23 protein-coding genes, 1 rRNA gene and 1 pseudogene are annotated in these 26,447 nt (G+C 71.4%); 17 read left to right on the top strand and 8 right to left on the bottom strand.

All coding sequences use genetic code 11. The features are described from left to right. The 9 genes from rrf to pstB form a co-directional block, all read left to right on the top strand. Positions 1–83, top strand: a 5S ribosomal RNA gene (gene rrf, locus ACZ6EM_RS33955); the annotation flags it as partial. Positions 84–155: 72 nt separating this feature from the next. Continuing rightward, positions 156–1,154, top strand: a complete 999-nt coding sequence (gene mshD / locus ACZ6EM_RS33950; protein WP_465774068.1) for a mycothiol synthase — start codon at positions 156–158, stop codon at positions 1,152–1,154. Between the two features lie 268 nt (positions 1,155–1,422). Beyond that, complete coding sequence (locus ACZ6EM_RS33945; protein ID WP_401053098.1) at positions 1,423–3,693, top strand: RNA degradosome polyphosphate kinase; 2,271 nt, start codon at positions 1,423–1,425, stop codon at positions 3,691–3,693. A 104-nt stretch (positions 3,694–3,797) separates the two neighbouring features. Then, positions 3,798–4,886: a CHAD domain-containing protein gene (locus ACZ6EM_RS33940; protein WP_465774067.1), complete on the top strand. Its 1,089-nt coding sequence runs from the start codon at positions 3,798–3,800 to the stop codon at positions 4,884–4,886. 64 nt (positions 4,887–4,950) lie between these two features. Beyond that, complete coding sequence (locus ACZ6EM_RS33935; protein ID WP_465774069.1) at positions 4,951–5,427, top strand: NUDIX hydrolase; 477 nt, start codon at positions 4,951–4,953, stop codon at positions 5,425–5,427. A gap of 229 nt (positions 5,428–5,656) precedes the next feature. Then, entirely contained in the window at positions 5,657–6,793 is a 1,137-nt protein-coding gene (gene pstS, locus ACZ6EM_RS33930; protein ID WP_359914160.1) for a phosphate ABC transporter substrate-binding protein PstS, read from the top strand. Between the two features lie 150 nt (positions 6,794–6,943). Next, on the top strand, positions 6,944–7,921 hold the full coding sequence (pstC, locus tag ACZ6EM_RS33925; RefSeq protein WP_452178488.1) for a phosphate ABC transporter permease subunit PstC: 978 nt from the start codon (positions 6,944–6,946) through the stop codon (positions 7,919–7,921). Then, positions 7,918–8,988 (top strand): phosphate ABC transporter permease PstA, encoded by a 1,071-nt coding sequence (gene pstA / locus ACZ6EM_RS33920; RefSeq protein WP_401047802.1) that lies wholly within the window; start codon positions 7,918–7,920, stop codon positions 8,986–8,988. Before pstC ends, pstA begins: the two co-directional genes overlap by 4 nt. Before the next feature lie 42 nt (positions 8,989–9,030). Next, on the top strand, positions 9,031–9,807 hold the full coding sequence (pstB, locus tag ACZ6EM_RS33915) for a phosphate ABC transporter ATP-binding protein PstB (RefSeq protein WP_359914169.1): 777 nt from the start codon (positions 9,031–9,033) through the stop codon (positions 9,805–9,807). 159 nt (positions 9,808–9,966) lie between these two features. On the opposite strand, the gene ACZ6EM_RS33910 is transcribed toward pstB, so the two are convergent. Then, positions 9,967–10,962: an inorganic phosphate transporter gene (locus tag ACZ6EM_RS33910; protein ID WP_401047805.1), complete on the bottom strand. Its 996-nt coding sequence runs from the start codon at positions 10,960–10,962 to the stop codon at positions 9,967–9,969. 5 nt (positions 10,963–10,967) lie between these two features. Continuing rightward, a complete protein-coding gene (locus tag ACZ6EM_RS33905; RefSeq protein WP_359914173.1) occupies positions 10,968–11,588 on the bottom strand; it encodes a DUF47 domain-containing protein in 621 nt (206 codons plus the stop codon). A 359-nt stretch (positions 11,589–11,947) separates the two neighbouring features. On the opposite strand from ACZ6EM_RS33905, the gene ACZ6EM_RS33900 reads away from it, so the two are divergent. Further along, on the top strand, positions 11,948–12,316 hold the full coding sequence (locus tag ACZ6EM_RS33900; protein WP_401047808.1) for a metal-sensitive transcriptional regulator: 369 nt from the start codon (positions 11,948–11,950) through the stop codon (positions 12,314–12,316). Between the two features lie 93 nt (positions 12,317–12,409). On the opposite strand, the gene ACZ6EM_RS33895 is transcribed toward ACZ6EM_RS33900, so the two are convergent. Beyond that, positions 12,410–12,598 (bottom strand): hypothetical protein, encoded by a 189-nt coding sequence (locus ACZ6EM_RS33895; RefSeq protein ID WP_359914178.1) that lies wholly within the window; start codon positions 12,596–12,598, stop codon positions 12,410–12,412. 217 nt (positions 12,599–12,815) lie between these two features. Further along, positions 12,816–13,715: an SCO4651 family lipoprotein gene (locus tag ACZ6EM_RS33890; protein WP_401047811.1), complete on the bottom strand. Its 900-nt coding sequence runs from the start codon at positions 13,713–13,715 to the stop codon at positions 12,816–12,818. Between the two features lie 133 nt (positions 13,716–13,848). Here ACZ6EM_RS33890 and ACZ6EM_RS33885 point away from each other — a divergent pair, with 133 nt between their 5' ends. Then, entirely contained in the window at positions 13,849–14,040 is a 192-nt protein-coding gene (locus tag ACZ6EM_RS33885; RefSeq protein WP_380546947.1) for a hypothetical protein, read from the top strand. 49 nt (positions 14,041–14,089) lie between these two features. On the opposite strand, the gene ACZ6EM_RS33880 is transcribed toward ACZ6EM_RS33885, so the two are convergent. Together ACZ6EM_RS33880 and ACZ6EM_RS33875 are read right to left on the bottom strand one after the other, a co-directional pair. Continuing rightward, positions 14,090–14,812, bottom strand: coding sequence for a phosphatase PAP2 family protein (locus ACZ6EM_RS33880; protein WP_359914186.1), 723 nt, complete (start codon positions 14,810–14,812; stop codon positions 14,090–14,092). Positions 14,813–15,197: 385 nt separating this feature from the next. Beyond that, positions 15,198–16,205 (bottom strand): annotated as a pseudogene (locus tag ACZ6EM_RS33875) (C40 family peptidase); the annotation flags it as partial. Between the two features lie 248 nt (positions 16,206–16,453). Here ACZ6EM_RS33875 and ACZ6EM_RS33870 point away from each other — a divergent pair. The 6 genes from ACZ6EM_RS33870 (at position 16,454) to ACZ6EM_RS33845 (ending at position 24,084) form a co-directional block, all read left to right on the top strand. Then, positions 16,454–16,804 (top strand): hypothetical protein, encoded by a 351-nt coding sequence (locus tag ACZ6EM_RS33870; RefSeq protein ID WP_359914191.1) that lies wholly within the window; start codon positions 16,454–16,456, stop codon positions 16,802–16,804. A 179-nt stretch (positions 16,805–16,983) separates the two neighbouring features. Next, the gene (locus ACZ6EM_RS33865) at positions 16,984–17,799 is read left to right on the top strand and encodes a hypothetical protein (RefSeq protein ID WP_465774066.1); all 816 of its coding nucleotides are present in this window, start codon (positions 16,984–16,986) and stop codon (positions 17,797–17,799) included. Continuing rightward, positions 17,789–19,063 (top strand): hypothetical protein, encoded by a 1,275-nt coding sequence (locus tag ACZ6EM_RS33860; RefSeq protein WP_465774065.1) that lies wholly within the window; start codon positions 17,789–17,791, stop codon positions 19,061–19,063. The genes ACZ6EM_RS33865 and ACZ6EM_RS33860 overlap by 11 nt, the downstream gene beginning before the upstream one ends. A 7-nt stretch (positions 19,064–19,070) precedes the next feature. Then, entirely contained in the window at positions 19,071–20,645 is a 1,575-nt protein-coding gene (locus ACZ6EM_RS33855; RefSeq protein ID WP_401049720.1) for an SCO6880 family protein, read from the top strand. Positions 20,646–20,739: 94 nt separating this feature from the next. Continuing rightward, positions 20,740–22,089 carry an ATP-binding protein gene (locus tag ACZ6EM_RS33850; RefSeq protein ID WP_359915075.1) on the top strand — a complete coding sequence of 450 codons (1,350 nt, stop codon included), beginning with the start codon at positions 20,740–20,742 and terminating at the stop codon, positions 22,087–22,089. A gap of 195 nt (positions 22,090–22,284) precedes the next feature. Beyond that, a complete protein-coding gene (locus ACZ6EM_RS33845; RefSeq protein WP_465774064.1) occupies positions 22,285–24,084 on the top strand; it encodes a bifunctional metallophosphatase/5'-nucleotidase in 1,800 nt (599 codons plus the stop codon). Positions 24,085–24,146: 62 nt separating this feature from the next. Here ACZ6EM_RS33845 and ACZ6EM_RS33840 read toward each other — a convergent pair whose 3' ends face one another. Together ACZ6EM_RS33840 and ACZ6EM_RS33835 are read right to left on the bottom strand one after the other, a co-directional pair. Then, positions 24,147–25,640 (bottom strand): HAMP domain-containing sensor histidine kinase, encoded by a 1,494-nt coding sequence (locus ACZ6EM_RS33840; protein WP_465774063.1) that lies wholly within the window; start codon positions 25,638–25,640, stop codon positions 24,147–24,149. Continuing rightward, entirely contained in the window at positions 25,637–26,407 is a 771-nt protein-coding gene (locus ACZ6EM_RS33835; protein ID WP_359915066.1) for a response regulator transcription factor, read from the bottom strand. Before ACZ6EM_RS33835 ends, ACZ6EM_RS33840 begins: the two co-directional genes overlap by 4 nt. Between the last annotated feature and the right edge of the window lie 40 nt (positions 26,408–26,447).

The following is a 26,447-nucleotide window of genomic DNA, read 5'->3' as shown; positions in this document are numbered from 1 at the left end:
ACATTCCGAACCCGGAAGCTAAGCCTTACAGCGCCGATGGTACTGCAGGGGGGACCCTGTGGGAGAGTAGGACGCCGCCGAACAATTCTTCAGAAAAGCCCCTGATCCACTCGGATCAGGGGCTTTTCGCATTTCCGGTGACGTATCGTCTGGGCATGGACGATCAGACAGCGGTCATTGCGGACGATGTGCTCCGGCCCGAGCAGCGCGACGGTTCCCTGCGTGTTCTGGCGGCGGCCCAGGCGGTGGACGGCCGGGCCGCCGTGTCCGAGCAGGGCCGGCTTCGGTTGCGGAACGCGGAGATCCCGCGGCCGGGTGTGATCCACCTCGTCGAGACCGGGACCGGGACCGACACCAAGACCGAATCCGGGACCGGGAGCGGCGCCGTCCTCGGTTACGGCCAGCTCGAGGTGCCGGAGAACCCGGCGGCCAACCCCGCCGCCGAGCTGGTGGTCGACCCGGCCGCCCGCGGCCGCGGCCTGGCCCGTCCGCTGGTGGACGCGGTCCTGGAGCAGGCCCACCGGGCGGGGCGCGACGCGGTGGACTTCTGGGTGCACGGCGGCCACCCGGCGGCCCGGCACCTGGCCGGGGTGTACGGCGCCGAGCTGGTCCGCGAGCTGCGGCAGATGCGCCGCACCGGCCGGCAGACCGAGGAGGTGGCCGTTCCCGAGGGCATCGAGCTCCGGACCTTCCGCCCGGGGGAGGACGACGCCGAGTGGCTGCGGCTGAATGCCCTGGCCTTCGCCCACCACCCCGAGCAGGGCGCCTGGACCGGGCAGGACCTGGCCGAGCGGATCGCCGAGCCGTGGTTCGACCCGGCCGGCTTCTTCCTCGCGACCCGCGACGGCAGGGTGGTCGGCTTCCACTGGACCAAGGTGCACCCGGCCACCGCCACCGAGCCCGAGCTCGGCGAGGTGTACGTGGTCGGGGTGGACCCGGCCGAGCAGGGCAGCGGTCTCGGCCGTGCGCTGACCGCGGCGGGCCTGCGCCACCTGACCGGCACCGGCACCGGGGAGCGCGGACTGGACACCGTGCTTCTCTACGTCGACGCCGACAATCCGGCCGCCGTGCGGGTATATGAACGATTGGGATTCGCCGTTCACGAGGTGGACCTCATGTACCGAGCCCAGTACCGGACGAACCGGTCGGCCTAGCCGGTCCGGGGCATCCGCGCACCGGACTCCCCGGTCCTCCGGCGGCGTCTAACGCGGCCGGGACGGCCCCGCGAGCGGTCGCGGGCGAGGGACGGGACGGCGACGCCCCTTGCTCCGACCGACTCAGCTTTCCTCCTGGCCATGCGGTGTTTACCGTGGATTCAATTGCTGCCGCGAAGATCACAGGATGAAGTCCGTAGTGTCTCGCTCGTGCAGAGTCGACCGCCACGCACCGGCCGGTCCTGTACGGACCGCACCGGGAGGGTGGGTGCTGTCCCCGGGTCCGGCCCGGGGCGAGGGCGACGGCCCGCAGAGCCATTCGCGTCCGGACGCCGTCCTGCTGCTGGAGGAGCTGGAGCCCATGAGCATCCCCCGCCCCGTCTCTGCCCCGCTGTCACCTACGGCCCGGATGTCCGGCGCGCTGGGTATTCCGCCGGAGCTGCCGGCCACGGACGAGGAGGAGTTCGAAGCACTGCCGCAGGGCCGCTTCCTGGACCGCGAGCGCAGTTGGCTGGCGTTCAACGAACGGGTCCTGGAACTGGCCGAGGACCCGGGCATCCCGTTGCTGGAGCGGGCGAAGTTCCTGGCGATCTTCGCGAGCAACCTGGACGAGTTCTTCATGGTCCGGGTGGCCGGGCTCAAGCGCCGGATCGCCACCGGAGTCGCCCAGCGCAGTGCGTCCGGCCTCCAGCCGCGCGAGGTGCTGGACCTGATCTGGACCCGCTCGCGCGAGCTGATGGCGCGCCACGCCGCCGCCTTCCAGCAGGAGGTGCTGCCGGACCTCGCCGGCGAGGGCATCGAGGTGGTCCGCTGGTCGGAGCTGGCGGAGAAGGAGCAGGCCCGGCTGCACACGCTGTTCCGGCAGAAGATCTTTCCCGTCCTGACCCCGCTGGCCGTCGACCCGGCGCACCCCTTCCCGTACATATCGGGACTCTCGCTCAACCTGGCCGTCGTGGTGCGCAACCCGGTCTCCGGCCACAAGCACTTCGCGCGCGTCAAGGTGCCGCAGTCGCTGGCCCGCTTCCTGGAGGCCTCGCCCCAGCGGTACGTCCCGCTGGAGGACGTCATGGGCGCCCACCTGGAGGAGCTCTTCCCGGGGATGGAGGTGTTGGCCCACCACGCCTTCCGCGTCACCCGCAACGAGGACCTGGAGGTGGAGGAGGACGACACCGAGAACATCCTCAAGGCCCTGGAGAAGGAGCTGATGCGGCGGCGCTTCGGCCCGCCGGTCCGGCTGGAGGTCGAGGAGTCGATCGACCCGTACATCCTGGACCTGCTGGTGCGGGAGCTGAACATCACCGAGGCGGAGGTCTTCCCGCTGCCCGGGCCGCTGGACCTGACCGGGCTGTTCGGGATCGCCGAGCTGGACCGCCCGGAGCTCAAGTACCCGAAGTTCGTGGCCGGCACGGCCCGGGGGCTGACCGACGTCGAGTCGGCCTCCCAGCCGGACATCTTCGCCGCGATGCGCGAGCGCGACGTCCTGCTGCACCACCCCTACGACAGCTTCTCCACCTCGGTGCAGGCCTTCCTGGAGCAGGCCGCCGGGGACCCGGACGTGCTGGCGATCAAGCAGACCCTGTACCGCACCTCCGGCGACTCGCCGATCGTCGACGCGCTGATCGACGCGGCCGAGTCCGGCAAGCAGGTGCTGGTGCTGGTGGAGATCAAGGCGCGCTTCGACGAGCAGGCCAACATCAAGTGGGCCCGCAAGCTGGAGGAGGCCGGCTGTCACGTGGTGTACGGCCTGGTCGGGCTGAAGACGCACTGCAAGCTCTCGCTGGTGGTCCGGCAGGAGGGCGACACCCTGCGCCGCTACTCGCACGTCGGCACCGGCAACTACCACCCGAAGACGGCCCGGCTGTACGAGGACCTCGGCCTGCTCACCTCCGACCCGCAGGTCGGCGCGGACCTCTCGGACCTGTTCAACCGGCTCTCCGGCTACTCGCGCCGCGAGTCCTACCGCCGCCTGCTGACCGCCCCGCGCGGGCTGCGCGACGGGCTGGTCTCACGGATCCACAACGAGATCGCCCACCACCGGGCGGGCCGCCCGGCCTACGTGAAGCTCAAGGTCAACTCGATCGTCGACGAGGCCGTGATCGACGCGCTGTACCGGGCCTCCCAGGCCGGTGTGCCGGTGGACGTCTGGGTGCGCGGGATCTGTGCGATCCGCCCGGGCGTGCCGGGGCTGAGCGAGAACATCCGGGTCCGCAGCATCCTGGGCCGCTTCCTGGAGCACTCCCGGGTCTTCGTGTTCGGCAACAACGGCGATCCGGAGGTCTGGATCGGCAGCGCCGACATGATGCACCGCAACCTGGACCGCCGGATCGAGGCGCTGATGCGGATCACCGATCCGGCACACCGCGCCGAGCTGTCCGGGCTGATCGACCTCGGGGTGTCGGACGAGACCGAGTCCTGGCACCTGGGGCCGGACGGCGCGTGGACCCGCCACTCGCAGGACGTCGAGGGCCGTCCGCTGCGACACGTCCAGGACCTGCTGATCGACTCGCGCCAGCGCCGCCGGGCCGCGACCTCGCGCTGACGCGTCCACTGATGCGAAGCCGCCGGGACGGCAAGGGGACCTGTCCCGGCGGTCGGCCACCAGCTCCGGGGGAGCACCTCGGAGGAACGGGGATCTACCACGCCATGACCGAAGCGCCGATGACGGCCCAGGCGGCCTCCACAGCGACCGCCGGGGACATCCTTTCCCACCACCTCACCGCCCAGGCCGGCGCCTTCCTGCGCGCGCTGCCGCTGGCGGTGGGCGAGGTCGGCGCCAGACCCGGGACGGCCTCGGTCGTCCCGTCGGCCGGCACCTCGGACCTGCTGCGGGCCGTCCGGCGGGTCGGCGGGCTGCTGCACACCTTCGGCTCGGTCTTCGAGCAGACCTGGGCGCAGGAGTCGCGCACCGAGCTGCGCTGGCTGCTCAACCTGCTGGCGCTGGAGCCCGGCTACGTCCGCCGCTCGGCCCGGCTGCTGGGCGCGCTGGACTCGCTGAGCGGCACCGACCCGGACGGGACGGGCATGCTGGCCGGCCACGTGGGCGCCCCCAAGGCGCGGGCGCTGCTGGACCGGCAGCTGACACTGGCCCGGACCAGGGCGCACTCCACGGTGCTCCAGGAGCTCCGCTCCGCCCGGCTGCACGCGCTGGCGGACCGGATGACCCTGCTGGTCGGCGACGCCCCGCTGCTGGAGTCGGCGGGCGGCCGGGCCCCCGCGGTGCTGCTGCCGCAGGCCGCCGCCGCCTTCGCCGCGCTGACCGCGGGCGCCCAGCAGCTGCCGCTGCGGCGGGCCGCGACGCCGTACGGCGGGGACGGGCTGCGCCGGCTGGCCACGGTGCCGGCGTCCCGCGGGGCGACCGACGCGGACACCGCGCTGGCGGCCGACGACGCGCCCTGGGCCCGGATGCGGATCCTGGTGAAGCGGGCCCGGTACGCACTGGAGGTGTGCGGCCGCGCCTCCTCCGAGCTGGACGGGCTGGACCTGGTGCTGGCCCGGCAGCAGGAGGCGGCGGACGCCGCCGTCACCGCCGCCACCGCGGCGCGCACCCCGCGGATCACCCCGGCCACCGCGTACGTGCTGGGGGTGGTGCACGCCGACCAGCGGCTGGAGGTGGAGTCCGCGCGGTACGCCGTCGGCCTCTGCTGGCCCGACCTGCCGCCCGGCCCGGACGGCTGGCTGGAGCTCGTCCCGACCGACGCCTGGGGGCACTCCGCCGCGGCCGGGACGGTCTGAGGTGGGCGAGCGCCCGCCCGCCGGCCGGGCGGCGACGGGGGCCGTGGCCGGGGCGGGGGCCGTGGTGGGGCACGCCCCGGTGGTGCTGGCGGCGGGCGCGGTGCTGTGGCTGCCGGGCCGGCCGAAGAAGAGCGGCCGGCTGGGGCGGCCGCGGATCGCGGTGATCCACCGGCCCAAGTACGACGACTGGAGCCTGCCGAAGGGCAAGCTCGAAGCCGGTGAGGGCGTGGTCGACGCGGCGCTGCGCGAGGTCCGGGAGGAGACCGGGTTCCGCTGCCTGCTGGGCCCGGAGCTGCCCACCCAGCACTACCGGGTGCAGGGCCGTCCCAAGGAGGTCCGCTACTGGGCGGCGGTGCCCTCCAGCGGGTCCTTCCGGCCCAACCGGGAGGTGGACCGGCTGGAGTGGCTGCCGGCCGGGAAGGCGCGGGCCCGGCTCACCCACGATCACGACCGGTCGCTGATCGACGCGCTGCTGGCGCTCCTGGGGGCGAAGCCGGTGCGGGCGGCCGGGGCGGCACCGGTGAAGGAACGGTGGAAGTGATCTTCCCGCGCCCTTGCCGTGACGCAACCGTTACTACCTGACGTAGTTTCCTGTCATCCGTTCGAGGTTCACTCCCCGTTCACTTGCGACCGGCTGTCGTGTCACTTACCCGGCCTAACTTCGGGACCACCGGAGGGCCGAACGGGCCCCGGACCACAGCAAAACCCGTGCTGGGCCGCCGTAGCCGTACGGCCCGCGCAAGGGCAATGCCACAGAAAGGGACACCCCTGTGAAGCTCCAGCGGAACGGCCGCTCCAAGGCCCTCGCGATCGGTGCCATGGCGCTCGTCAGCTCGCTGTCGCTCGCCGCCTGCGGGTCGGACAACAACAACAACACGACCGCGTCCGGTGGCTCCGGCGGTTCCGCCGCGCCCGCCGCCGCGATCAACTGTGGCAAGGCCGGTTCGCTGATCGCCGCCGGTTCGACCGCGCAGGGCGCGGCGATGGACGTCTGGAAGACCAGCTTCGCCGCCGCCTGCTCCGGCAGCACCATCAACTACCAGGGTGGCGGCTCCGGTGCCGGCATCCAGCAGTTCAACCAGGGCAAGATCCAGTTCGCCGGCTCCGACTCGGCCCTGAAGCCGGCCGAGGTCGACGCCTCCAAGGCGGTCTGCACCGGCGGCCAGGGCATCGACCTGCCGATGGTCGGCGGTCTGATCTCGCTGGTCTACAACGTCGACGGTGTCGACAACCTGGTCCTGGACGGCCCGACCTCCGCCAAGATCTTCGACTCGCAGATCACCAAGTGGAACGACCCGGCGATCGCGGCCCTGAACCCGGGCGCCAAGCTGCCGGACACCGAGATCCAGACCTTCCACCGCTCGGACGACGCCGGCACCACCGAGAACCTGACCAAGTACTTCGCCGCCGCCGGCGGCGGCGCCTGGTCCTACCCGGCCGGCAAGGCCTGGGCGGGCAAGGGCGGCCAGTCGGCCAACGGCAGCGCCGGTGTCTCGGCCCAGGTGAAGCAGGTCAAGAACTCGATCAGCTACGTCGAGCTGGCCTACGCCCAGACCAACAGCCTGAAGAGCGCCGCGATCAACACGGGCGCCGCCAAGCCGGTCGAGGCCACCGCCGAGAACGCCGCCTCCACGATCGCCAAGGCGCAGGCCGCCGGCACCGGCAGCGACCTCGCGCTGAAGCTCGACTACGCGACCAAGGAAGAGGGTTCCTACCCGCTGGTCCTGGTCACCTACGAGATCGTCTGCGACAAGGGCAACAAGGCCGAGACCCTCGACACCCTGAAGTCCTTCCTGACCTACACCGCCAGCGACGCGGGTCAGAAGGCCATCGGCGAGAAGGGCTACGTCCCGCTGCCGAAGGCCGTGACCGACAAGGTCAACGGCGTCATCGCCACCCTGGCCTGACCCGACAGGACCCCCGGTGGAGCGGCCCCGTGAGCGAGGGGGGCCGGGGCCGCCCCACCGGAACGGACCACACCCAGCACCACGTCCGGGGCACCGCCGCCATGGTGCCGTCCCCCTTCCGGGGCGGCACCACCAGACCGGAGTAGACCAATGACTTCATCCTCCCCTGCCGCCCCGCGAGGCAGGGAACGCCGGCCGCGCGACAGCCGGGTCGGCGACAAGATCTTCATGAACCTCGCCCGGGGCTCGGGCATCCTCCTGCTGGTCGTCATGGCCGCCATCGCCGCGTTCCTGACCTGGCGGTCGGTCCTGGCCCTGACCACCAACGAGGGCAACTTCCTCACCAGCTTCGAGTGGACGCCGGACGCCCCGAAGCCCGTCTTCGGCATCGCCGTCCTGGCCATCGGCACCATCGTCAGTGCCGTCATCGCGATGGCGATCGCCGTCCCGGTGGCCATCGGGATCGCGCTGTTCATCTCGCACTACGCGCCGCGCAGGATCGCCCAGCCGTTCGCCTACCTGGTCGACCTGCTCGCCGCCGTCCCCAGCATCGTCTACGGCCTCTGGGGCGCGCTCTTCCTGGTCCCGCACATGGACGGCCTGACCAGCTGGCTCAACGACTACCTGGGCTGGACGTACATCTTCGACCAGACCAGGACCGGCACCCCGCGCAACCTGTTCACCGTCGGCATCCTGCTGGCGATCATGGTCCTGCCGATCATCACCGCGGTCTCCCGCGAGGTGTTCCGCCAGGTGCCGCGGATGCACGAGGAGGCGGCGCTCGCGCTCGGCGCGACCCGCTGGGAGATGATCCGCACCGCGGTGCTGCCGTTCGGCCGCCCCGGCATCATCTCGGCCTCGATGCTCGGCCTCGGCCGCGCGCTCGGCGAGACCATCGCGGTCGCGGTGGTGCTCTCCGCCAGCAACGTCCTGTCGCTGCACATCCTCGACGCGGGCGGCGGCACCTTCGCGCAGAACATCGCGCTGAAGTTCGCCGAGGCCGGTGACAACGGCCGCAACGCGCTGATGGCCTCCGGCCTCGTCCTGTTCGTCATCACCCTGCTGGTGAACGGTGCCGCGCGACTGATCATCGCCCGCCGCAAGGAGTACTCGGGGGCCAACGCATGACCGTCACCGCCGTCATCGAGGACGCCCGGCCGGTCGGCCGTCCGCTGACCGCCAACCGACTGCCCAAGTGGGCCCCGGCCGCCGTGGCCGTCGGCTCGATCGCCCTCGGCTGCGGGATCGGCGTGGCCGGCGGGCTGGCCAGCCACCTCCAGTGGGGCCTGATCTCGGCCCTGCTCTTCGTCCTGATCAGCTACGTCCTCTCGGCCCGGGTCGAGGGCCGCCGGCAGGCCAAGGACCGCTTCGCCACCTCGGTGGTCTGGGTCGCCTTCATCCTGGCCGTCGTCCCCCTGGTCGCCCTGACCTTCTACACCGTCCAGCAGGGCATCGGAGTGGTCGACGGGAACTTCCTGAGCCACTCCATGAAGGGCGTGATCCAGTCCGGGCCCGGCGGTGGCATCTACCACGCGCTGATCGGCACCCTGGAGCAGGTCGCCCTGGCCACCGCGATCGCGGCCCCGATCGGGCTGCTGACCGCCGTCTACCTGGTCGAGTACGGCCGCGGCACGCTCGCCAAGGCGGTCACCTTCTTCGTCGACGTCATGACGGGCATCCCGTCGATCGTCGCCGGTCTGTTCATCCTCTCGCTCTGGAACCTCGCCCTGGGCTTCAGCTACTCCGGCTTCTCGGGCAGCCTCGCGCTGGCGATCCTGATGATGCCGGTCGTGGTCCGGTCCACCGAGGAGATGCTGAAGCTCGTCCCGAACGAGCTGCGCGAAGCCTCGTACGCGCTCGGCGTGCCGAAGTGGAAGACCATCCTGCGGATCGTCCTCCCCACCGCGATCGGCGGCATCACCACCGGTGTGATGCTCGCGGTCGCCCGCATCACGGGCGAGACCGCCCCGGTGATGATGCTGGTGTTCGGCGCCGACTACATCAACAACAACCCGTTCGACGGACCGCAGCAGTCCCTGCCGATGTACATCTGGACCCAGTACTCGCAGGTCAACAACGACTTCGGCTACGCCCGTGCCTGGGGCGCGGCGCTGGTGCTGATCGCCTTCGTGATGGGGCTCAACCTCGTCGCCCGGGGCATCGCACGCTGGCGCTCGCCCAAGGGCGGGCACTGAGCGACCGACTGACGTACGAGACAGACGAGAGAAGCAACGATCATGGCCAAGCGCATCGACGTCAGCGGACTGTCGGCCTACTACGGCACCACCAAGGCCATCGAGGACATCTCGATGAGCATCGAGCCCCGCTCGGTGACCGCCTTCATCGGCCCGTCCGGCTGCGGCAAGTCCACCTTCCTCCGGACCCTGAACCGGATGCACGAGGTGATCCCGGGCGCCCGGGTCGAGGGCAAGGTCCTCCTGGACGACGAGAACCTCTACGCCTCCAACGTCGACCCGGTCGCCGTGCGCCGCTCGGTCGGCATGGTCTTCCAGCGCCCGAACCCCTTCCCGACCATGTCGATCTACGACAACGTGATCGCGGGTCTGCGGCTCTCCGGCGTGAAGAAGAAGTCCGTGCTGGACGAGGTGGTGGAGCGTTCGCTGAAGGGCGCCAACCTCTGGAAGGAGGTCCACAACCGGCTGAACAAGCCGGGGGCCGGCCTCTCCGGCGGTCAGCAGCAGCGCCTCTGCATCGCCCGCGCCATCGCGGTCGAGCCCCAGGTCCTGCTGATGGACGAGCCCTGCTCCGCGCTCGACCCGATCTCCACCCTCGCCATCGAGGACCTGATCGGCGAGCTCAAGGAGCAGTTCACCATCGTCATCGTGACCCACAACATGCAGCAGGCGGCCCGCGTCAGCGACCGCACCGCCTTCTTCAACCTGGCCGGCGTCGGCCAGCCGGGCAAGCTGGTCGAGCTGGACGACACCCAGCGGATCTTCTCCAACCCGCAGGTCCAGGCCACCGAGGACTACATCTCCGGCCGCTTCGGCTAGACCGGAGCCCGTCACGGGCGGCGCCGAGGCGCCGGGACGCGTGACGGATCGCGAGCTGTCCCGCGGTGCTGCATGGCGGTGCCGCCGCGGGACATGGAAAAGGGCCCGCCCCCGAGATGTGGGGGCGGGCCCTGTCCGTCCGTGCGTCCTGCGGGGCCGTCAGCCCCAGAACAGGTGGACGAACCAGTACATCAGCGCTGCGACGACGGCGGCCGCCGGCATCGTGATGAACCAGCCGAGCACGATGTTCTTCGCGACGCCCCAGCGCACCGCGCGGATCCGCTTGGTGGCCCCCACGCCCATGATCGCCGCGGTGATCACGTGGGTGGTGGAGATCGGCGCCTTGAAGACGAACGACGAGATGTACATGACCGTCGCGGAGGTGGCCTCGGCGGCGAAGCCCTGCGGCGGGTCCAGCTCGATGATCTTTCGGCCGAGCGTCCGCATGATCCGCCAGCCGCCCGCGTAGGTGCCCAGCGAGAGCATCGTCGCGCAGGAGATCTTCACCCAGACCGGAATGCCGTTGCCGGACTGGTGGCCGGAGATGGTCAGTGCCATGACCACGATGCCCATGGTCTTCTGGGCGTCCTGGAGGCCGTGCGCCAGGGCCATCGCGGCGGCCGAGGCGGTCTGGGCGACCCGGAAGTTGCGCTTGGCCCGGTGCGGGTTGGCCCGGCGGAAGATCCACAGGATCGCCAGCATCACCAGGAAGCCGCCGACCAGGCCGACCACGGGCGAGACGAACATCGGGATGACGATCTTGTCGAGGACCCCGCTCCAGATCACCTCGGTGCCGCCGGCCAGGGCCGCGCCCACCATGCCGCCGAACAGCGCGTGCGAGGAGGAGGACGGAAGGCCGAAGTACCAGGTGACCAGGTTCCAGGCGATCGCCCCGACCAGGGCCGCGAACAGGATCGCCATCCCCTGGTTGCCGGTGGGGGTCTCGATGATCCCCTGGGAGACGGTGTGCGCCACGCCGCTGCCGAGGAACGCGCCCGCCAGGTTCATCACCGCGGCCATCGCCAGCGCCGCCCGGGGGGTGAGCGCCCGGGTGGAGACCGACGTGGCGATCGCGTTCGCCGAGTCGTGGAAGCCGTTGGTGTACGTGAAGAAGAACGCAACGCCGATGACGGCGATGAGTGCTGCCATGTCCACGGGAGTCAGGACTCCTTGACGGCGATGGTCTCCACCGTGTTGGCGACGTGCTCGAACGCGTCCGCCGCCTCCTCAAGGACGTCCACGACCTGCTTGAGCTTGAGGACCTCGATGGCGTCGTACTGACCGGAGAACAGGTGGGCGAGCAGCTTGCGGTGGATCTGGTCGGCCTGGTTCTCCAGACGGTTGACCTCGATCCAGTACTCGGTGAGGTTGGACATGCTGCGCAGGTTCGGCATCGCCTCGGCGGTGAGCTCCGCGGCGCGCGCCAGTACCTCGATCTGCTGCTCGACGCCCTTCGGCAGGGTCTGGATGTCGTAGAGGACGACCAGGTCGACGGCTTCCTCCATGAAGTCCATGATGTCGTCCAGCGACGAGGCGAGGCTGTAGATGTCCTCGCGGTCGAAGGGCGTGATGAAGGACGAGTTCAGCTGGTGGAAGACGGCATGGGTGGTGTCGTCCCCGGCGTGCTCGGCGGCGCGCATGCGCTCGACGATCTCCGCACGGGCCGACACGTCTGATCCCAGCAGCTCCAAAAGGAGCTTCGATCCGACGACGAGGTTCTCCGCCGCGGCGGCGAACATGTCGTAGAAGCTCGTCTCCTTCGGGGTCAGGCTAAAACGCACGGAAATCTCCGATGTGCGGGGTAGGGACTGAACGATGCTAGGTGCAACCGAACGCAATCACGCAAACGGGGTGTCGGGGAAGGAGCCGGAACCTCCCCTTCCGTTCGGCCGCCGCACCGGCTGATCCGGGCGCACCACCACACGTGGACGCGAGCCCCAGTCTGACGGAACCTCGCCCGGATTGTCCCCGTCGTGCGCACCGGAGAACGGGGCGCCGCTCAGACGGGTGAACCGCCGGGAGCCCCCTCCAGAGCCCCTGCGGCACATGCCGGGACGGCCGTCGGAACACCACGGAGGGCCCCGGTGTTGGACACTTGTGGCCGACGCAGCCACCAGGCACTGAGACGAAGGCGGGGCCGATGACCACGACGCAAGCGCGCAGCGAGCCGGAGCACGCGCAGGGGACCGAGCCGCCCGCCGGCCCGGCCCCGGCCGGGCACCACGGCCCGCACGGCTACAGCGCGCAGAAGGACGCCCACCTCAAGCGGCTGCGCCGGATCGAGGGCCAGATCCGCGGCCTCCAGCGCATGGTCGACGAGGACGTCTACTGCATCGACGTGCTCACCCAGGTCTCGGCCGGCACCAAGGCGCTGCAGTCCTTCGCGCTCTCCCTGCTGGAGGAGCACCTGCGGCACTGCGTCGCCGCGGCCGCCGAGGAGGGCGGCGCCGAACTGGACGCCAAGGTGGCGGAGGCCACCGCCGCGATCAGCCGCCTGCTGCGCAGCTGAGCCGCCGGGCCGACCGCTTCGCTCCGGGGGCGCGTCGCTCCCGGAGCGGACCTTGCCCGCGGCGCACCCGGGCCGCGTCGCGTCCGGAGCCCGCTAGCCGTCGGCCTCCCGGTCGCACTGCCCGGGTTCGGACCGGTCCAGCAGCACCTCGTCGATCCGCTCGGTCGGCAGCCGGTCGCCGGAGCTGGCCGTCGCGGCGATCATCAGCTCGCCGGCCAGATCGATCTCGTCGAGGGCCGCGTCGTCGTGGCCGCCGCTGCGGCCGCCCGTGGACGACACCACCTGCACCACCCCTTCAGTGCCTCGCCAGCCCGGGCGGCAGCCACCCGGAGTCCAGCCTAGGCACTTCGGGGCCCGTCCACATGGCACGGACGGGCCATCTCGGCGCCGCCGAAACGGGTGGCAGTCGCTCCCCGGACGGCCACCCGCCCCGGCGGCACCCCGTCTCGCCCCGGCGCCGGAGCGCTGCCCCGGCGGCCCGGGGCGTGTCGGACCAGCCCTACTTCGGGCTCTCCGTGGGCTTCATCCGGTAGATGTCCGAGGCCGAGGGCTCGGCCGCCTCCACCGGCTTGCCGAAGTCCGACAGCGAGGTCGTCGACGTCACCTTCACCTGGTCCCTGGGCTCCTTCGACCCGGCCACCCCGGCGAAGGTGAACACCTCGACCACCTTGCGCAGCCGGCCCTGGTCGTCCAGCCAGGCGTCGTACGGGACCTCCTTGACGGTGAAGGTCTGCGCGCCCGTCCGCAGGCCGTCCCCGCCCCTGCCGCCCGTCGCGTCGGCCGCCTTCACCAGGTCCAGGGTGCCCCGGAAGTGGTGCAGCGCCACCCCGTCGACGGTCTCGGTGCCCACCGCCTCCGCCTTCTGCGCCCCGCGCAGCGCCCCCGCCGCCGAGGCCGGGTCGGTGGCCCCGCTGCTGACCAGGTTGCCGTCCGGCAGCTGGCGCACGTCCAGCTTGACCCACTTGCCCGCGGGGACCTTGGCACCGCTGTTCTGGAGGTAGACGGTGCCCGGCAGGACCACCTCGACGATCTTCCCGGTGGTCGCCGCACCCGGCGGCACCTGGACCTCCAGCCGGCCGATCCGCTTGACGTAGTCGTAGCCGCCGGTGCCGCTGAACGAGGCCTTCTTCTCGGTCGACTCGGTGACCAGCTCGGTCGCGGCGTGCGCGGAGCCGGTACGGCCGGTGATGTCGGGGGCGTTGCGCACCGCCGTCAGCGCGTCCGCGGCGAGTTGGTCGGGGGCGCCCGACTGCTGGTCGGAGGAGCCGTCGACGGGGCCGCCGGAGCAGCCGGCGGCCCCCGCCGCCAGGACGGCGGCGAGCAGGGCGGCCCCGGCCGCCGAGCGCAGGTGCGGACCCGGACGGCGTGCCGACCGTCCGGTGCGCTGCTGGTCGGTCATCTTCATCCTCGCGACAACCCCCTCGGGCCCGACTGCCCCGCCGGCCACCACCGGGCGGGCAGAGCTCTTTCCGGGCAAACGAGTTGGGACGCCAAGAGTTACGGGGGCCGGTGCGGGCGCTACCGTGAACCACGTGCACAGTGAGCTGCCGACGGCACCCGGCACCGCCCGGATGCCCGAACACCGCCTCGCGGTCGGCGAGCGCGGATCCTTCGCCTTCGCGACCTGCAGCTGCGGCTGGTACTCCCCGGCCCGCCGCTCGCGCGAACTGGCCCGCCGCGAGGGGGCCGACCACCTCGCCGAGAACGGCGCCGGACCGGACTGATCCCACCGGGCCCAGGACACCTGCGCGGCGCCGGGCCCGGGAGACGGCGTCAGGCCGCGAGGTCGGACTCCGGCGGCTGCTCCCCGGCCCGCACCGCCCCGCGCCCGCGGCGACGGCCGCGCGGACCGGCCCCGACGCGGGCCGCACCGCCGCGCTCGGGCGCCCGGATCAGCGGGGCGACCGCCGTGCGGCTCAGCGCGTGGCAGAACGGCACCAGCACCGCCATCGCGATCGGCGCCAGCAGCAGCACCACGGCGACGGCGAGCGCGAAGCCGCCGATCACGTCGGTCGGGTAGTGGACGCCCATGAACATCCGGCAGAAGCCCTGGAGGAGGGCCAGCCCGCCGGCGATCCAGCCCAGCCTGCGGTTCACCAGGAACAGCGCCACCGCGACACCCATGGTCATGGTCGAGTGGTCGCTGACGAAGGAGTGGGTGCCGGCCTTGCCGTCCACCAGCACCAGCAGCCCGGGATGGTCGACGAAGGGACGCGGGCGGTTCACGATCGCGGCGATCGGCAGGTTGGCCAGCTCGGCGACGGCCACCGAGAGCGGCACCCAGAGCAGCCCGGCCACCGCCACCGGCGCGTCCGGCCGGCGTCTGGCCTGGAGCCAGGCCACCAGGCCGAGCATCGCCAGGCCGATCAGGATGCCGTACTCGCCGATCCACGAGACCAGGTGGTCCAGCCACTGCGGGGAGCGCTTGGCCAGACCGTTGACGGCGTAGAGCAGGTCGAGGTCGGGGTTGGTCGTGTCGGCAAGCGGCGTCGACACGCCGCACCTCCTTCTGGTCCGCTGCACCTGTACGTTCCCGCCGGGGCCCGCCCGGCGCCGAAAGCTGACGAGGGACCACCGGACCCAACGTCATCACCGGGACACAGCGTTCCACGGAAACGCGCGGTTATGGAAACTTGACTCAGCGTCCACAGCGCGCACACAGCTCCCCGCCGCCCCGGCCCCACCGCACCTACCGACCCGCCCCGGCGGGAGCCGGCCCGGCCGGTGCGGGCGGGGCGGCGACGGCCGACCGGGCGGGGGTCGCCGGGGCGCTTCCCGGCGCGCCGCCCTGGGGGAGGCCCTGGGTGCCGCCCTGGCTCCCCGCGGGGGCGGTGGGCTCCGTCCCGCCCGGGCGGGACGGAGCGTTGACCGCGCCGTCGTTGTTGCGGGTCGGCAGAGCCTGGGCCCCGTCCGAGGTGACCCGGGTCGCGCCGATGTACTCCCGGGTGTCGATCTTGTCGTAGCGGATCACCGCGCCGGTGTGCGGGGCGTTGATCATGTACCCGCCGCCCACGTAGATCCCGACGTGGTGGATGCTCCGCGGATCGCTCAGGTCCGTCGCCCAGAACACCAGGTCGCCCGGCCGCAGCTGATCGCGCGACGGGTGCGGCCCGGCGTACCACTGGTCGTTGGCCACCCGGGGCAGGGTGATGCCCACACTGGCGAACGCGGCCTGGGTCAGGCCCGAACAGTCGAACCGCCCGCTCTGCGAGGGCAGGCCCTCACCGCCCCACAGGTACGGGGTGCCGAGCTTGGTCTGCGCGAAGTAGATCGCGGCCGACGACTGCGGGGACACCTCCAGCGGCGCGGTCGGCGAGGCGGGCGCCGTGAAGCTGCGGGCCATCGCCTGGATGTTCCGCACGTAGCCCTGGGTCTCCCTGTACGGCGGCACCCCGTTGTACTTCTCCACCGCGCCCTCGCCGGCGTTGTAGGCCGCCAGCAGGTTGGCCTGGGGGTCGCCCGGGACCTTCGCGACCCGCTTGGCGATCGCGCAGTCGTAGGTCGCCGCCGAGGCGATCGCGTCCAGCGGGTCCCAGACGTCCGCCCTGCCGTCCCCGCTGCCGTCGGTGGCGTACTCGGACCAGGTGCCCGGCATGAACTGTGCCATGCCCTGCGCCCCGACCCCGGAGCGCGCCCTGGGGTCGAAACCGCTCTCCTGGTACAGCTGCGCCGCGAGCATCGGCGGGGAGATCTCCGCGCAGAGCGCGCCCCACTTCTGGATCGGATCCTGGTAGGCCGCGGGGACCGTTCCGGGGGAGAGGGCGGAACGATTCGCCGCCTGTTGCGGCGTCCCACTTGCCGCATAAGTCCCCATCGTCACCAGCCCGATGAACCCGAACGCAACAACTCCCGCAGTGGCGGCGGCCGTACCGGCCTTCCGGAGTACCATCAGCACCATCCCGACGAATCGTCAGTCGAAGTGTCCCGGAAGGCGTTGCTCACCGCAATCATCAGAGATACGAACAGTGAGCGCTATCCTTCGTACGGTGTACATCCTCGCGTACGTGTCCGATGCCTCACGACCGATTCGCGAGAAGTAGCCAAGTCGACATCAGATCTGGCCAAGAATAGGTACCGACCCTTCGCGCGGGCCGGGTCCGGGCCCTTGAATTTGCCTGATCGGGCGGTGAGATGGAAATGAACCTGAGCAGCGTGCACACCAATGCGGTCGGCCACCTGGCCGAGGACCCCCCCAAGAAGCCGAACATCGACACCATCATCGGCGGAATCGCCCCGGACTGGGGGCCGTTCGCGACCCTCGGGTCGGAGGCACGGGTGATGGTCGAGGTCATCATGGCCGTCGCCATCCTCCTCTGCCTCGGCATCGCGGTCTGGGGCGCGGCCAAGCAGCGGATCGGTGCGACCGCGATGCGCGACAGCTTCGGCGCCGAACAGGGCAAGGGACTGATCGTCGCCGGACTGACCGGCGTGTTCATCATCGGATCACTGGGCACCCTGTTCACCATTGTCTACGGCATGGCGATCTGACGATCGGACAGCAGTAGTCCGACCTGCCTGAGACCGGGTCCCCGCCCGGACCCCCTCCTACAGCCGACCCGCCAGGAATCCACCCCCGTTCCCACCCCCGTTCCCACCCCCCGTCCGCGCCCGCCCCCGGACGGAGGGCCCCCGGAGCCGCCCCGGCTCCCCGCACCAGGAGGGCCGCCGTGCCGTTGTCCGACGACCAGCCGCGCACCCGTACGCGCCTGCCGGTCGGCGAACAGTCCTCCCCCCCGTCGAACCACCGTCAGACCCGCCCGCTGCGCGCCCTGCTGGCCGTCCTGGCCGTCGTCACCCTGCTCGTGGTGGCCATCGCCGTCGCCAACCGCGTCGCACCCGGCACCAGTACCGGCAGCGACGGCTCCTCCGCCGACCGCGCCGGACCCGGCACCGGCGCCGGCCCCGCCCCCAGCGGCGACCAGCCCGTCGGCACCACCGTCAACGGCATCCCGACCGGCTACCCGCACACCGAACCGGGCGCCCAGTCGGCCGCCACCAACTACGCGGTGGCGATCGGCTCCGCGGACATGTTCCGCACTGACAGCCGGCACGGCATCGTCGCCACCATCGCCGACCCGGGCGCCCTGGCCGGGCTCCAGAGCCGGCTGGACCAGGGCTTCGGCGGCGACACCGCCACCCGCTACGGCCTCGACACCCAGGGCCGAGCGCCCAAGGGCCTCACCTTCGTCAGCCGCACCGTCCCGGTCGGCACCAAATCGACGGGCTACAGCGAAGGCGACGCCAAGGTCGAGGTGTGGTGCACCGGCCTCACCGGCCTCGCCGGCGAACGCTCCGTCCAGCCGGTGACCACCAACTGGTTCACCCTCACGCTCGCGCTGCACTGGACGGGCCGCGACTGGAAGCTCACCGACTACACCCGAAAGTCTGGCCCGGCCCCGCTGCCGGGCGACCAGCAGGCGGCCACGGCGGATGAGATCGCCGGATCAGCAGAGCAGTTCGGAGGGTTCCGCTATGCGCGTTGACGGTGCGACCGGAAAACTGCTTTCTCGGCTCGGCCGGGTCGTGACGGCCTGTGCCGCGATCCAGGCCGTAGCCGTCGGCATGGCGTCCCGGGCCATCGCGGAGCCGAGCCCGAGTCCTTCGGCCAGCAACAACTGCGATGTCCTGCCGTTGCCCGGTAGCGACGTCTACTGTGCGTCCAAGCCTGGAGGCTCGATTCCCGGCGGTGGCACCGTCGGGACGGTTACCGACCCCCTCGGGTCGTTGGCCAAGAGCTGTGCGCAGGCCGCGGCGTGGGTGGTGCGGAAGTTGTCGGGGGCGATCGACGGGACGACGCAGGTGGACTTCACCAATGTGTCGTTCCTGCAGCAGTACGCCGTGGTGTTCGCCGTGTCGACGGTGATCACGCTGGTGCTGTGGCTGCTGGCGGTGGCGAAGCGGGCGGTGCGGGGGGCGCCGTTGACGACGGCGTTCTCGGAGGCGATCGGCTTCCTGTGGCTGACGGTGGTGGCGTCCGCGTTCACGCCGTTGATCCTGTTCACCGTGGTGAGCGTGACGGACGGGCTGACCAAGGCGATAGCGGTCGGGACGAAGACGGACACCGGGTCGTACCTGGGCGGGTTCGCCGACACGCTGGAGAAGGGTGACGTGGGCGGCGGTCCGCTGATCCTGGTGATCGTGTCGCTGGTCGCGGTGCTGGCGGCGGCGGTGCTCTGGATCGAGCTGCTGATCCGGGCGGCGATGCTGTACGTCGGCGCGCTGCTGGGGACGGCGGTGTACGCGGGGCTGGTGGACCGGCAGCTGTGGAAGCACGTGCGGCGCTGGGCGGGCGTGATGCTGGCGGTGGATCTGGCGAAGCCGATCATCGTGGTCATCCTGGGCCTGGCGGGGGCGGTGGCGACGGGGTCCGGGGCCGACGACGATTTCGCCCGGGTGCTGTCCGGGTTGGCGATCCTGTTCCTGTCGATCTTCGCGAGTGCCGCGGTGTACCGCTTCGTGCCGGGTTTCGGCGACGAGCTGCTGAACATGCGCGGGGCCCGGGCCAACGCCGTGCAGGCCGGTTCGGCGATGATCAACGGCACCGCGAACCTGATGAAGCAGGGCATCACCACTCACGGCGACCGCGGTCCGCAGGGGGCCGGCACGGGTGGCGGGGGTGCGGGCGGCGGTTCGGTCGCGCCGGGCATCGCCGCCCACGCGGGCCGGACACCGGCCCCGCCGCCGCAGGGCGGGCCGCCGCAGGCCCCGGTTCCGATCCGCGACAGCAATCCAGCGAAGGGAGGGTGACGGGTAAGTGAGCAGTGAACCGCTCGGCCAGTACGGTGCCCAGTACGCCCAGCCGTACGTGCACCAGCGCCGCACCTACCTGATCGGCAAGGCCCGCCCGAACGCGCCGATCGGCCGGAACCGGGAGTCCGGCGAGATCGTGCTGATCATCTTCGGGGCCTTCCTCGGCATGCTCTGGGGCCTGCTGATGCCGGTCCTGCCGCTGCGGATCGGCGGTCTGGTCGGTCTGCCGGCGCTCGCCATCGCGGCGGTGTACGTGCCGTACCGCAAGCGGACGTTCTACAAGTGGGTGGAGATCAACCGCACCTACCGTCGGACGGTCCGCAGCGGTCGGGCGGTGTGGCGTTCGGACGTGATGGACGCCGGCACCCGGCTGGACGGCCGGGAGGTGGAGGTGGGCCCGCCGCCCGGGGTGGGGCGGCTGCGCTGGCTGGCGGCGCCGTTCGGGCCGGACGAGGTCGGGGTGCTGATGCACCTGGAGCGGCGTACGGTGACGGCCGCGATCGAGATCGAGGGTCCGGGCGTCGGTCTGCGCGACTCGGAGGACCAGGAGGCCCTGGTCGACCGGTTCGGGACGCTGCTGAAGCACGTCGCCAACGGGGACGGTTTCGTGACCCGGTTGCAGATCCTGGCCCGTACCCTGCCGGCGGACCCGGACGCGCACGCCAAGGACGTCGAGCGGCGCGGTGACTCGTCCTCGCCGCGCTGGCTGCAGGACTCGTACGACCAGCTCCAGTCGATGGTGTCGACCTCTTCGGAGCAGCACCGGGCGTACCTGGTGGCCTGCATGCACTACACCCGTGACCTGGCGGCCGAGGCGCACGCGATGGGCCGGACGGCCACCGGGCGGCGGGCGCGGGACGACGAGGGGCTGGCGGCCGTGATGGCGCGCGAGCTGACGGACATCTGCGCCCGGCTGGCCGAGGCGGACATCCGGGTGCGCCAGCCGCTGGGCCAGGCCCGGCTGTCCTCGCTGCTGCACTCGATGTACGACCCGGACCACCCGATCGACCACATCCAGGCGATGTCCCGGCGCAACGCCTGGCCGGCCGAGCTGGACGCGACCCAGCCGCAGTACCTGCAGGCGAAGACCCGGGAGTCGGCGACCCGGGAGCCGTGGTGCCACGCCACCGCGTGGATCAAGGAGTGGCCGCTCACCCCGGTGGGCGTCAACTTCCTGGCGCCGCTGCTGGTGCACACCCCGGACGTGATCCGGACGGTGGCGGTGACGATGGACCTGGAGCCCACCGACGTCGCGATCGAGCGGATGCTGACCGAGAAGACCAACGACGAGGCCGAGGCCAGCCGTGCGGCCAAGATGAACCGCACGGTGGACCCGCGCGACCTGGCCCACACCGGCCGGGTGGACCAGCGCGGTGACGACCTGGCCTCCGGCGCGGCCGGGGTGAACCTGGTCGGCTACATCACGGTCTCCTCGCGCAACCCCGACGCGCTGGCCCGCGACAAGCGGACCATCCGGGCCTCGGCCGGCAAGAGCTACCTCAAGCTGGAGTGGTGCGACCGCGAGCACCACCGCGCCTTCGTCAACACCCTTCCGTTCGCCACCGGCATCCGCCGCTGAGCGCACCGGCCGACCCGCGCACCCGCGCACCCGCGCACCCGCGCACCCGCGCACCCGCACGTCCGTCCACCGCTGACCCGTCAGGAGACCGCCCATGGCGCTCGGCAACCTCACCGATGCGTTCACCAGCCTGATGTTCGGCAAGGTGGAGACCACCCGCCTGCCGGTGCGCACCTCCACCGGCCAGGCGCAGGCCGTCTACCTGCCCACCGCCGCCCCGGGGCTGGGGGACTCGGGTGTGATCATCGGCCGCGAGGTGTACAGCGGCAAGGGGTACGTGTACGACCCCTTCCAGCTGTACGGGCAGCAGCTGCCCGCCCCGCACTGGCTGGTGCTCGGGGAGTCCGGCAACGGCAAGTCGGCGCTGGAGAAGACGTACGTGCTGCGGCAGCTGAGGTTCCGTGACCGCCAGGTCGTGGTGCTGGACGCGCAGGGCGAGGACGGCGTGGGCGAGTGGAACCTGATCGCCAACGCGCTGGGCATAAAGCCGGTCCGGCTGGACCCGATGGCGGCCCGGGACGGCGGGGTGAAGCTCAACCCGCTGGACCCGGCGATCACCCAGACCGGCCAGCTGTCGCTGCTGCGCACCATCGTCGAGGTGGCGATGGGGCGCGGGCTGGAGGAGCGGGCCGGCTTCGCGCTGAAGGCCGCGCACGCCCATGTGGTGGCCTCGGTGCAGGACCGCCAGCCGGTGCTGAACGACATCATCGACACCCTGCGCAGCCCCGAGCTGTCCTCGGTGGAGTCGCTGGGCGTGGCGGTGGACGAGGTGCAGTCCTGGGGCCTGGACGTGGCGCTGGTGCTGGACCGGCTGGTCGACGGTGACCTGCGCGGCATGTTCGACGGGTCGACCACCGACGGCATCGACCTGGACGCGCCGCTGATCGTCTTCGACCTCTCGCACATCGACCGCAACTCGATCGCGATGCCGATCCTGATGGCGATCGTCGGGGTGTGGCTGGAGCACACCTGGATCCGGCCGGACCGGAAGAAGCGCATCTTCCTGGTCGAGGAGGCCTGGCACATCATCAACAGCCCGTTCGTGGCCCAGCTGTTCCAGCGGCTGCTGAAGTTCGGCCGCCGGCTCGGCCTGTCCTTCGTGGCGGTGGTGCACCACCTGTCCGACGTGGTGGACGGCGCGGCCGCGAAGGAGGCCTCGGCGATCCTGAAGATGGCCTCCACCCGGACGATCTACATGCAGAAGGCCGAGGAGGCGCGGGCCACCGGCCGGGTGCTGGGCCTGCCGCGCTGGGCGGTGGAGATCATCCCCACCCTGTCGCCGGGCATCGCGGTCTGGGACGTCAACGGCAACGTCCAGGTGGTCAAGCACATCATCACCGAGGCCGAGCGCCCGCTGGTCTACACCGACCGCGCGATGACCGAGGACGCGGTGGCCGAACGGGTGCGTGCGGAACGGCAGTTGGCTTCCGAACCGGGCGTCTGAACGGGGTCGTCGGGGCTCTTCCGCACGCTCTCCGCATCCGGCGGACGGCGACGGTTCGTCAGTAGGTAATCCTCTCGTTACGTTCGACGTCCTGACAGCTACGCGCGTTGACCCTAGGCTTCGCAGTCGCAACACATGTTCGAACGCCGATGCTGTCCACAGCCGGTGCTCCTTCCAAGTGCAGGGGAACCCTTCATGCTCACCGTCAGATCCCGACGGACGGCGCTCGCCGTCGTCGCCGCCGCAGGTCTGTTCGGCACGGTGGTCGTGCCGACGGCCGCCCAGGCCGCCGACGCCAACGCCAAGCGCCACAAGACCGTCAACCTCCAGCTGCTGGCGATCAACGACTTCCACGGCAACCTGGAGCCCCCGGCCGGTTCGTCCGGCACGATCAAGGAGATCGACCCGGCCACCGGCAAGGAGGTCGCCACCCCGGCCGGCGGCGTCGAGTACCTGGCCACCGAGCTGCGCAAGGCGCGCATCCCGGCCGACGACTCGATCACCGTCGCGGCCGGCGACATCATCGGCGCCAGCCCGCTCACCTCGGCGCTCTTCCACGACGAGCCGACCATCGAGGCGATGGACAAGCTCGGCCTGGACGTCACCTCCGTGGGCAACCACGAGTTCGACGAGGGCGCGCAGGAGCTGCGCCGCATGCAGGACGGCGGCTGCCACCCGACCGACGGCTGCTACGAGCCCGGCCGCACCTTCAAGGGCGCCAACTTCAACTACCTGTCGGCCAACGTCACCGACGAGAAGACCGGCAAGCCGCTGCTGGCCCCGTACTGGATCACCAAGTCCCAGGGCGTGAAGGTCGGCTTCATCGGCGTCACCCTGGAGGGCACGCCGAACATCGTGACCGCCGAGGGCGTCAAGGGCCTGAAGTTCGCCAACGAGGTCACCACGATCAACAAGTACGCCGCCGAGCTCAAGGCCAAGGGCGTCAACTCGATCGTCGCGCTGATCCACGAGGGCGGGTACCCGGCCAGCAGCGTCTACAACTACGACTGCGGCGCGGCCGGCCAGGGCATCTCCGGCCCGATCGTCGACATCGCCAAGAAGATCGACCCGGCGGTCGGCGCCATCGTCACCGGCCACACCCACAACGCGTACGCCTGCAGCATCCCCGACCCCAACGGCGTCCCGCGTTCGGTGACCAGTGCCGCCTCCTTCGGCCGGCTCTTCACCGAGATCGACATGAAGCTGGACAAGACCACCGGCGAGATCGTGCGCCCCTCGGTCAAGGCCGAGAACCACGTGGTGCGCCGTACGGTCGAGAAGGCGCCCGACATGACGGCGCTGGTCGACCGCTACTCCAAGCTGGCCGCCCCGATCGCCAACCGTCCGATCGGCTACATCGCCTCGGACATCAACGGCCGCGGCAACAGCGACCTGGAGAAGCCGCTCGGTGACGTGATCGCCGACGCGCAGCTCGCCGGGCTCGCCCCGGCCGACAAGGGCGGCGCGCAGGTCGCCTTCATGAACCCCGGCGGCATCCGCTCCGACCTGGTCCACAAGGCCTCCGGCGGCGAGGGCGACGGCGTGGTGACCTACGGCGAGGCGTTCACCGTCCAGCCGTTCACCAACATGATGCAGGTCAAGACGCTGACCGGCGCCCAGCTGATCCAGCTGCTCCAGCAGCAGGTGAGCGGCTCCAACGCCGCCGCGCCGAAGGTCCTCCAGGTGTCCTCGAACCTGCACTACACCCTGGACATGCGCAAGACCGGCGCGGACCGGGTGGTCCTGGACTCGGTCCGGCTGAACGGCGCCCCGGTCGACCCGGCCGCCACCTACCGGGTCGCGGCCAACGAGTTCCTGGCCGGCGGCGGCGACGGCTTCCCGGCCTTCGCGGCCGGCACCGACAAGCTGGTCGGCGCCTCGGACCTGGACGTCTTCGCGACCTACCTGAGCGCCCACAGCTCGGCGGCCTCGCCGCTCCAGGCCCCGGCGCAGGACCGGATCAAGATCATCGGCCCGGGCAGCGACATCGACTGACCGTGAGCCGGCCCGGGAGGGGCGGGTGGGGCGCTGTCGGGGCGCCCCACCCGCCCCTCCCGTCATTCCGGGGCGGGTCCGCCGGGCAGCCGGACGGTGGCCAGCGCGCCCGGGCCGCCGTCGGCCGCCGGACCGAGGGTGACCTCGCCGCCCGCCTCCCGGACGCTCTGCGCGACGATCGACAGCCCGAGGCCGGAGCCGGGCAGCTGGCGCGAGGAGGGCGAGCGCCAGAACCGGTCGAAGACGTACTGGAGCTCGTCCGGAGGGATCCCGGGGCCGTGGTCGCGGACGGTCAGCACGCCCTGGTGCAGCCGGACCTCGATGGTGCCGCCGGGCGGGCTGTACTTGACCGCGTTGTCCAGCAGGTTGATCACCGCGCGTTCCAGCCCGGCCGCGTCGCCGTGCACGTACCAGGGCTCGGTGTCGGTCTCGAACACCAGCCCCGGGCCGCGCAGCTCGGCCCGCTCGACGGCCCGTCCGGCGATCTCGTGCAGGGCGACCACGGTGAGGGCCGGGCCGCTCTTCGGGGTGTCCGGGCGGGAGAGCTGGAGCAGGTCGCCGATCAGCAGGGTGAGCTCCTGCATCTGCGACTTCATGTTGCCGAGCAGCTTGGTCTTGGTCGCGGCGGGCAGCGGGCGGCCGGTGTCGTTGCTGCGGATCAGCAGGTCGACGTTGGTGCGCAGGGAGGTCAGCGGGGTGCGGAGCTCGTGCCCGGCGTCGGCTATCAGCCGGGTCTGCCGCTCGCGGGAGTTGGCGAGGGCGGTGCTCATCGAGTTGAAGGAGGTGGAGAGCCGGGCGATCTCGTCGTCCCCGTGGACCGGGATGGTGGTGCCGACCTCCTCGGTCCGGGCGATGTGCTCGACGGCGTCGGTGAGCTGGTCGACGGGCTTCAGGGCGGAGCGGGCGACCAGGCGGCCGGCGACCGCGGCGAGCAGGATGCCGCCGACGGAGACCGAGGCGAGGAGGATGGCGAGGCCCTGGAGGGAGTCCTCGACGGGCTGGGTGGAGGTGGCCACCATGACGACGACCGGCACCGTGTACCTGGGGTCCACCGTCAGCCGGACCAGCGCGGGATCCCCGTTGGTGTACCGGCCTTCCCGGATGATCGACTGGCCGGGTTTGAGTGTGAACGCTACTGAGTCCTTGGGCTCGGTCACGATCGCCTTGGTCGCGGTGGGAGGCAGACAGACCCCCTTGCCGAGCGCGAGGAACTGGGTGTCCCGAGTGGCGGCTCCGCTAGTCTCCGGCAGTCCGCTGACGGGTTGGCGTTCCAGCGCGTGTTCCGGGGTGTCGTAGCAGGTGAGGTTCCTGCCGACCATGCCCGGGGGCGCGCTCGCCAGGTCGGCCCGCACCTGCCCGTACAGCTGCTTCTCCACGATGAACCAGCACGCCAGTGCCGACAGCGCGATCGCCACCGCCACCGCCGCCGCGCTCAGGAAGATGAGGCGGCTGCGCAGGGAGCGGGAGCGGAACCAGTGGAGGAGGCGCTGTCGGCGGTCGGGCGTGCGGGGCCGGGCCTGCGGAGGGGTCAGCGGAGGGGGCGGAACGTTGTTCACGCGCTCGTGCCGGCGGCCTGGCGCAGGGCGTAGCCGACGCCGCGTACGGTCTGGATCAGGCGGGGCATGCCGCCCTGCTCGGTCTTGCGGCGCAGGTACATCACGTACACGTCCAGGGAGTTGGAGGAGGGCTCGAAGTCGAAGCCCCAGACCGCCTTGAGGATCTGTTCGCGGGTGAGGACCTGGCGGGGGTGGGCGAGGAACATCTCCAGCAGCATGAACTCGGTGCGGGTGAGCTCGATCGGCTTGCCGGCCCGGGTGACCTCGCGGGTGGCGGTGTTCATCCGCAGGTCGGCGAAGGAGAGGACCTCGCTCTCGTCCTCGACGGCGGCGCGGGCGGCGGCCTCGGCGGCGAGGGCGTTGCGGCGCAGCAGGGCGCGGACGCGGGCGAGCAGTTCGTCGAGTTCGAAGGGCTTGGCGAGGTAGTCGTCGGCGCCGACGTCGAGGCCGGTGACACGGTCGCCGACGGCGTCGCGGGCGGTCAGCATCAGGACCGGGACGGTGTCGCCGCGCGAACGCATCCGGCGGACGGCGGTGAGGCCGTCCATCCGGGGCATCATGATGTCCAGCAGGACGAGGTCGGGCCGGTCGCGTTCGACGGATTCCAGGGCCTCGTAGCCGTCGGTGGCGGTGGCGACCTCGTACCCCTCGAAGGCGAGGCTGCTCTCCAGGGCGTCCCGGAGGGCGGGTTCGTCGTCGACCACGAGGAGCCGGGCGGAGGGGTGGCCGGCCTCGGCGGTGGTGCGGTCGTCGGCGGACGGGGTCATGGGCGGGTGCCCTTTCTCGTCGGGTGGAGGGCCTGCTGGG

This window comes from Kitasatospora sp. NPDC041917, from assembly GCF_055589745.1.
Note: the sequence above shows the minus strand (reverse complement) of the source record. Positions and strands in the feature narration are given on the sequence as shown.

What these genes read in the sequence shown, in the direction of transcription:
- mshD (WP_465774068.1), top strand. Translation starts at nt 156, where the DNA reads ATGGACGATCAGACAGCGGTCATTGCGGACGATGTGCTCCGGCCCGAG.
- ACZ6EM_RS33940 (WP_465774067.1), top strand. Translation starts at nt 3,798, where the DNA reads ATGACCGAAGCGCCGATGACGGCCCAGGCGGCCTCCACAGCGACCGCC.
- pstC (WP_452178488.1), top strand. Translation starts at nt 6,944, where the DNA reads ATGACTTCATCCTCCCCTGCCGCCCCGCGAGGCAGGGAACGCCGGCCG.
- pstA (WP_401047802.1), top strand. Translation starts at nt 7,918, where the DNA reads ATGACCGTCACCGCCGTCATCGAGGACGCCCGGCCGGTCGGCCGTCCG.
- pstB (WP_359914169.1), top strand. Translation starts at nt 9,031, where the DNA reads ATGGCCAAGCGCATCGACGTCAGCGGACTGTCGGCCTACTACGGCACC.
- ACZ6EM_RS33900 (WP_401047808.1), top strand. Translation starts at nt 11,948, where the DNA reads ATGACCACGACGCAAGCGCGCAGCGAGCCGGAGCACGCGCAGGGGACC.
- ACZ6EM_RS33890 (WP_401047811.1), bottom strand. Translation starts at nt 13,715, where the DNA reads ATGACCGACCAGCAGCGCACCGGACGGTCGGCACGCCGTCCGGGTCCG.
- ACZ6EM_RS33870 (WP_359914191.1), top strand. Translation starts at nt 16,454, where the DNA reads ATGAACCTGAGCAGCGTGCACACCAATGCGGTCGGCCACCTGGCCGAG.
- ACZ6EM_RS33860 (WP_465774065.1), top strand. Translation starts at nt 17,789, where the DNA reads ATGCGCGTTGACGGTGCGACCGGAAAACTGCTTTCTCGGCTCGGCCGG.
- ACZ6EM_RS33850 (WP_359915075.1), top strand. Translation starts at nt 20,740, where the DNA reads ATGGCGCTCGGCAACCTCACCGATGCGTTCACCAGCCTGATGTTCGGC.
- ACZ6EM_RS33845 (WP_465774064.1), top strand. Translation starts at nt 22,285, where the DNA reads ATGCTCACCGTCAGATCCCGACGGACGGCGCTCGCCGTCGTCGCCGCC.
- ACZ6EM_RS33835 (WP_359915066.1), bottom strand. Translation starts at nt 26,407, where the DNA reads ATGACCCCGTCCGCCGACGACCGCACCACCGCCGAGGCCGGCCACCCC.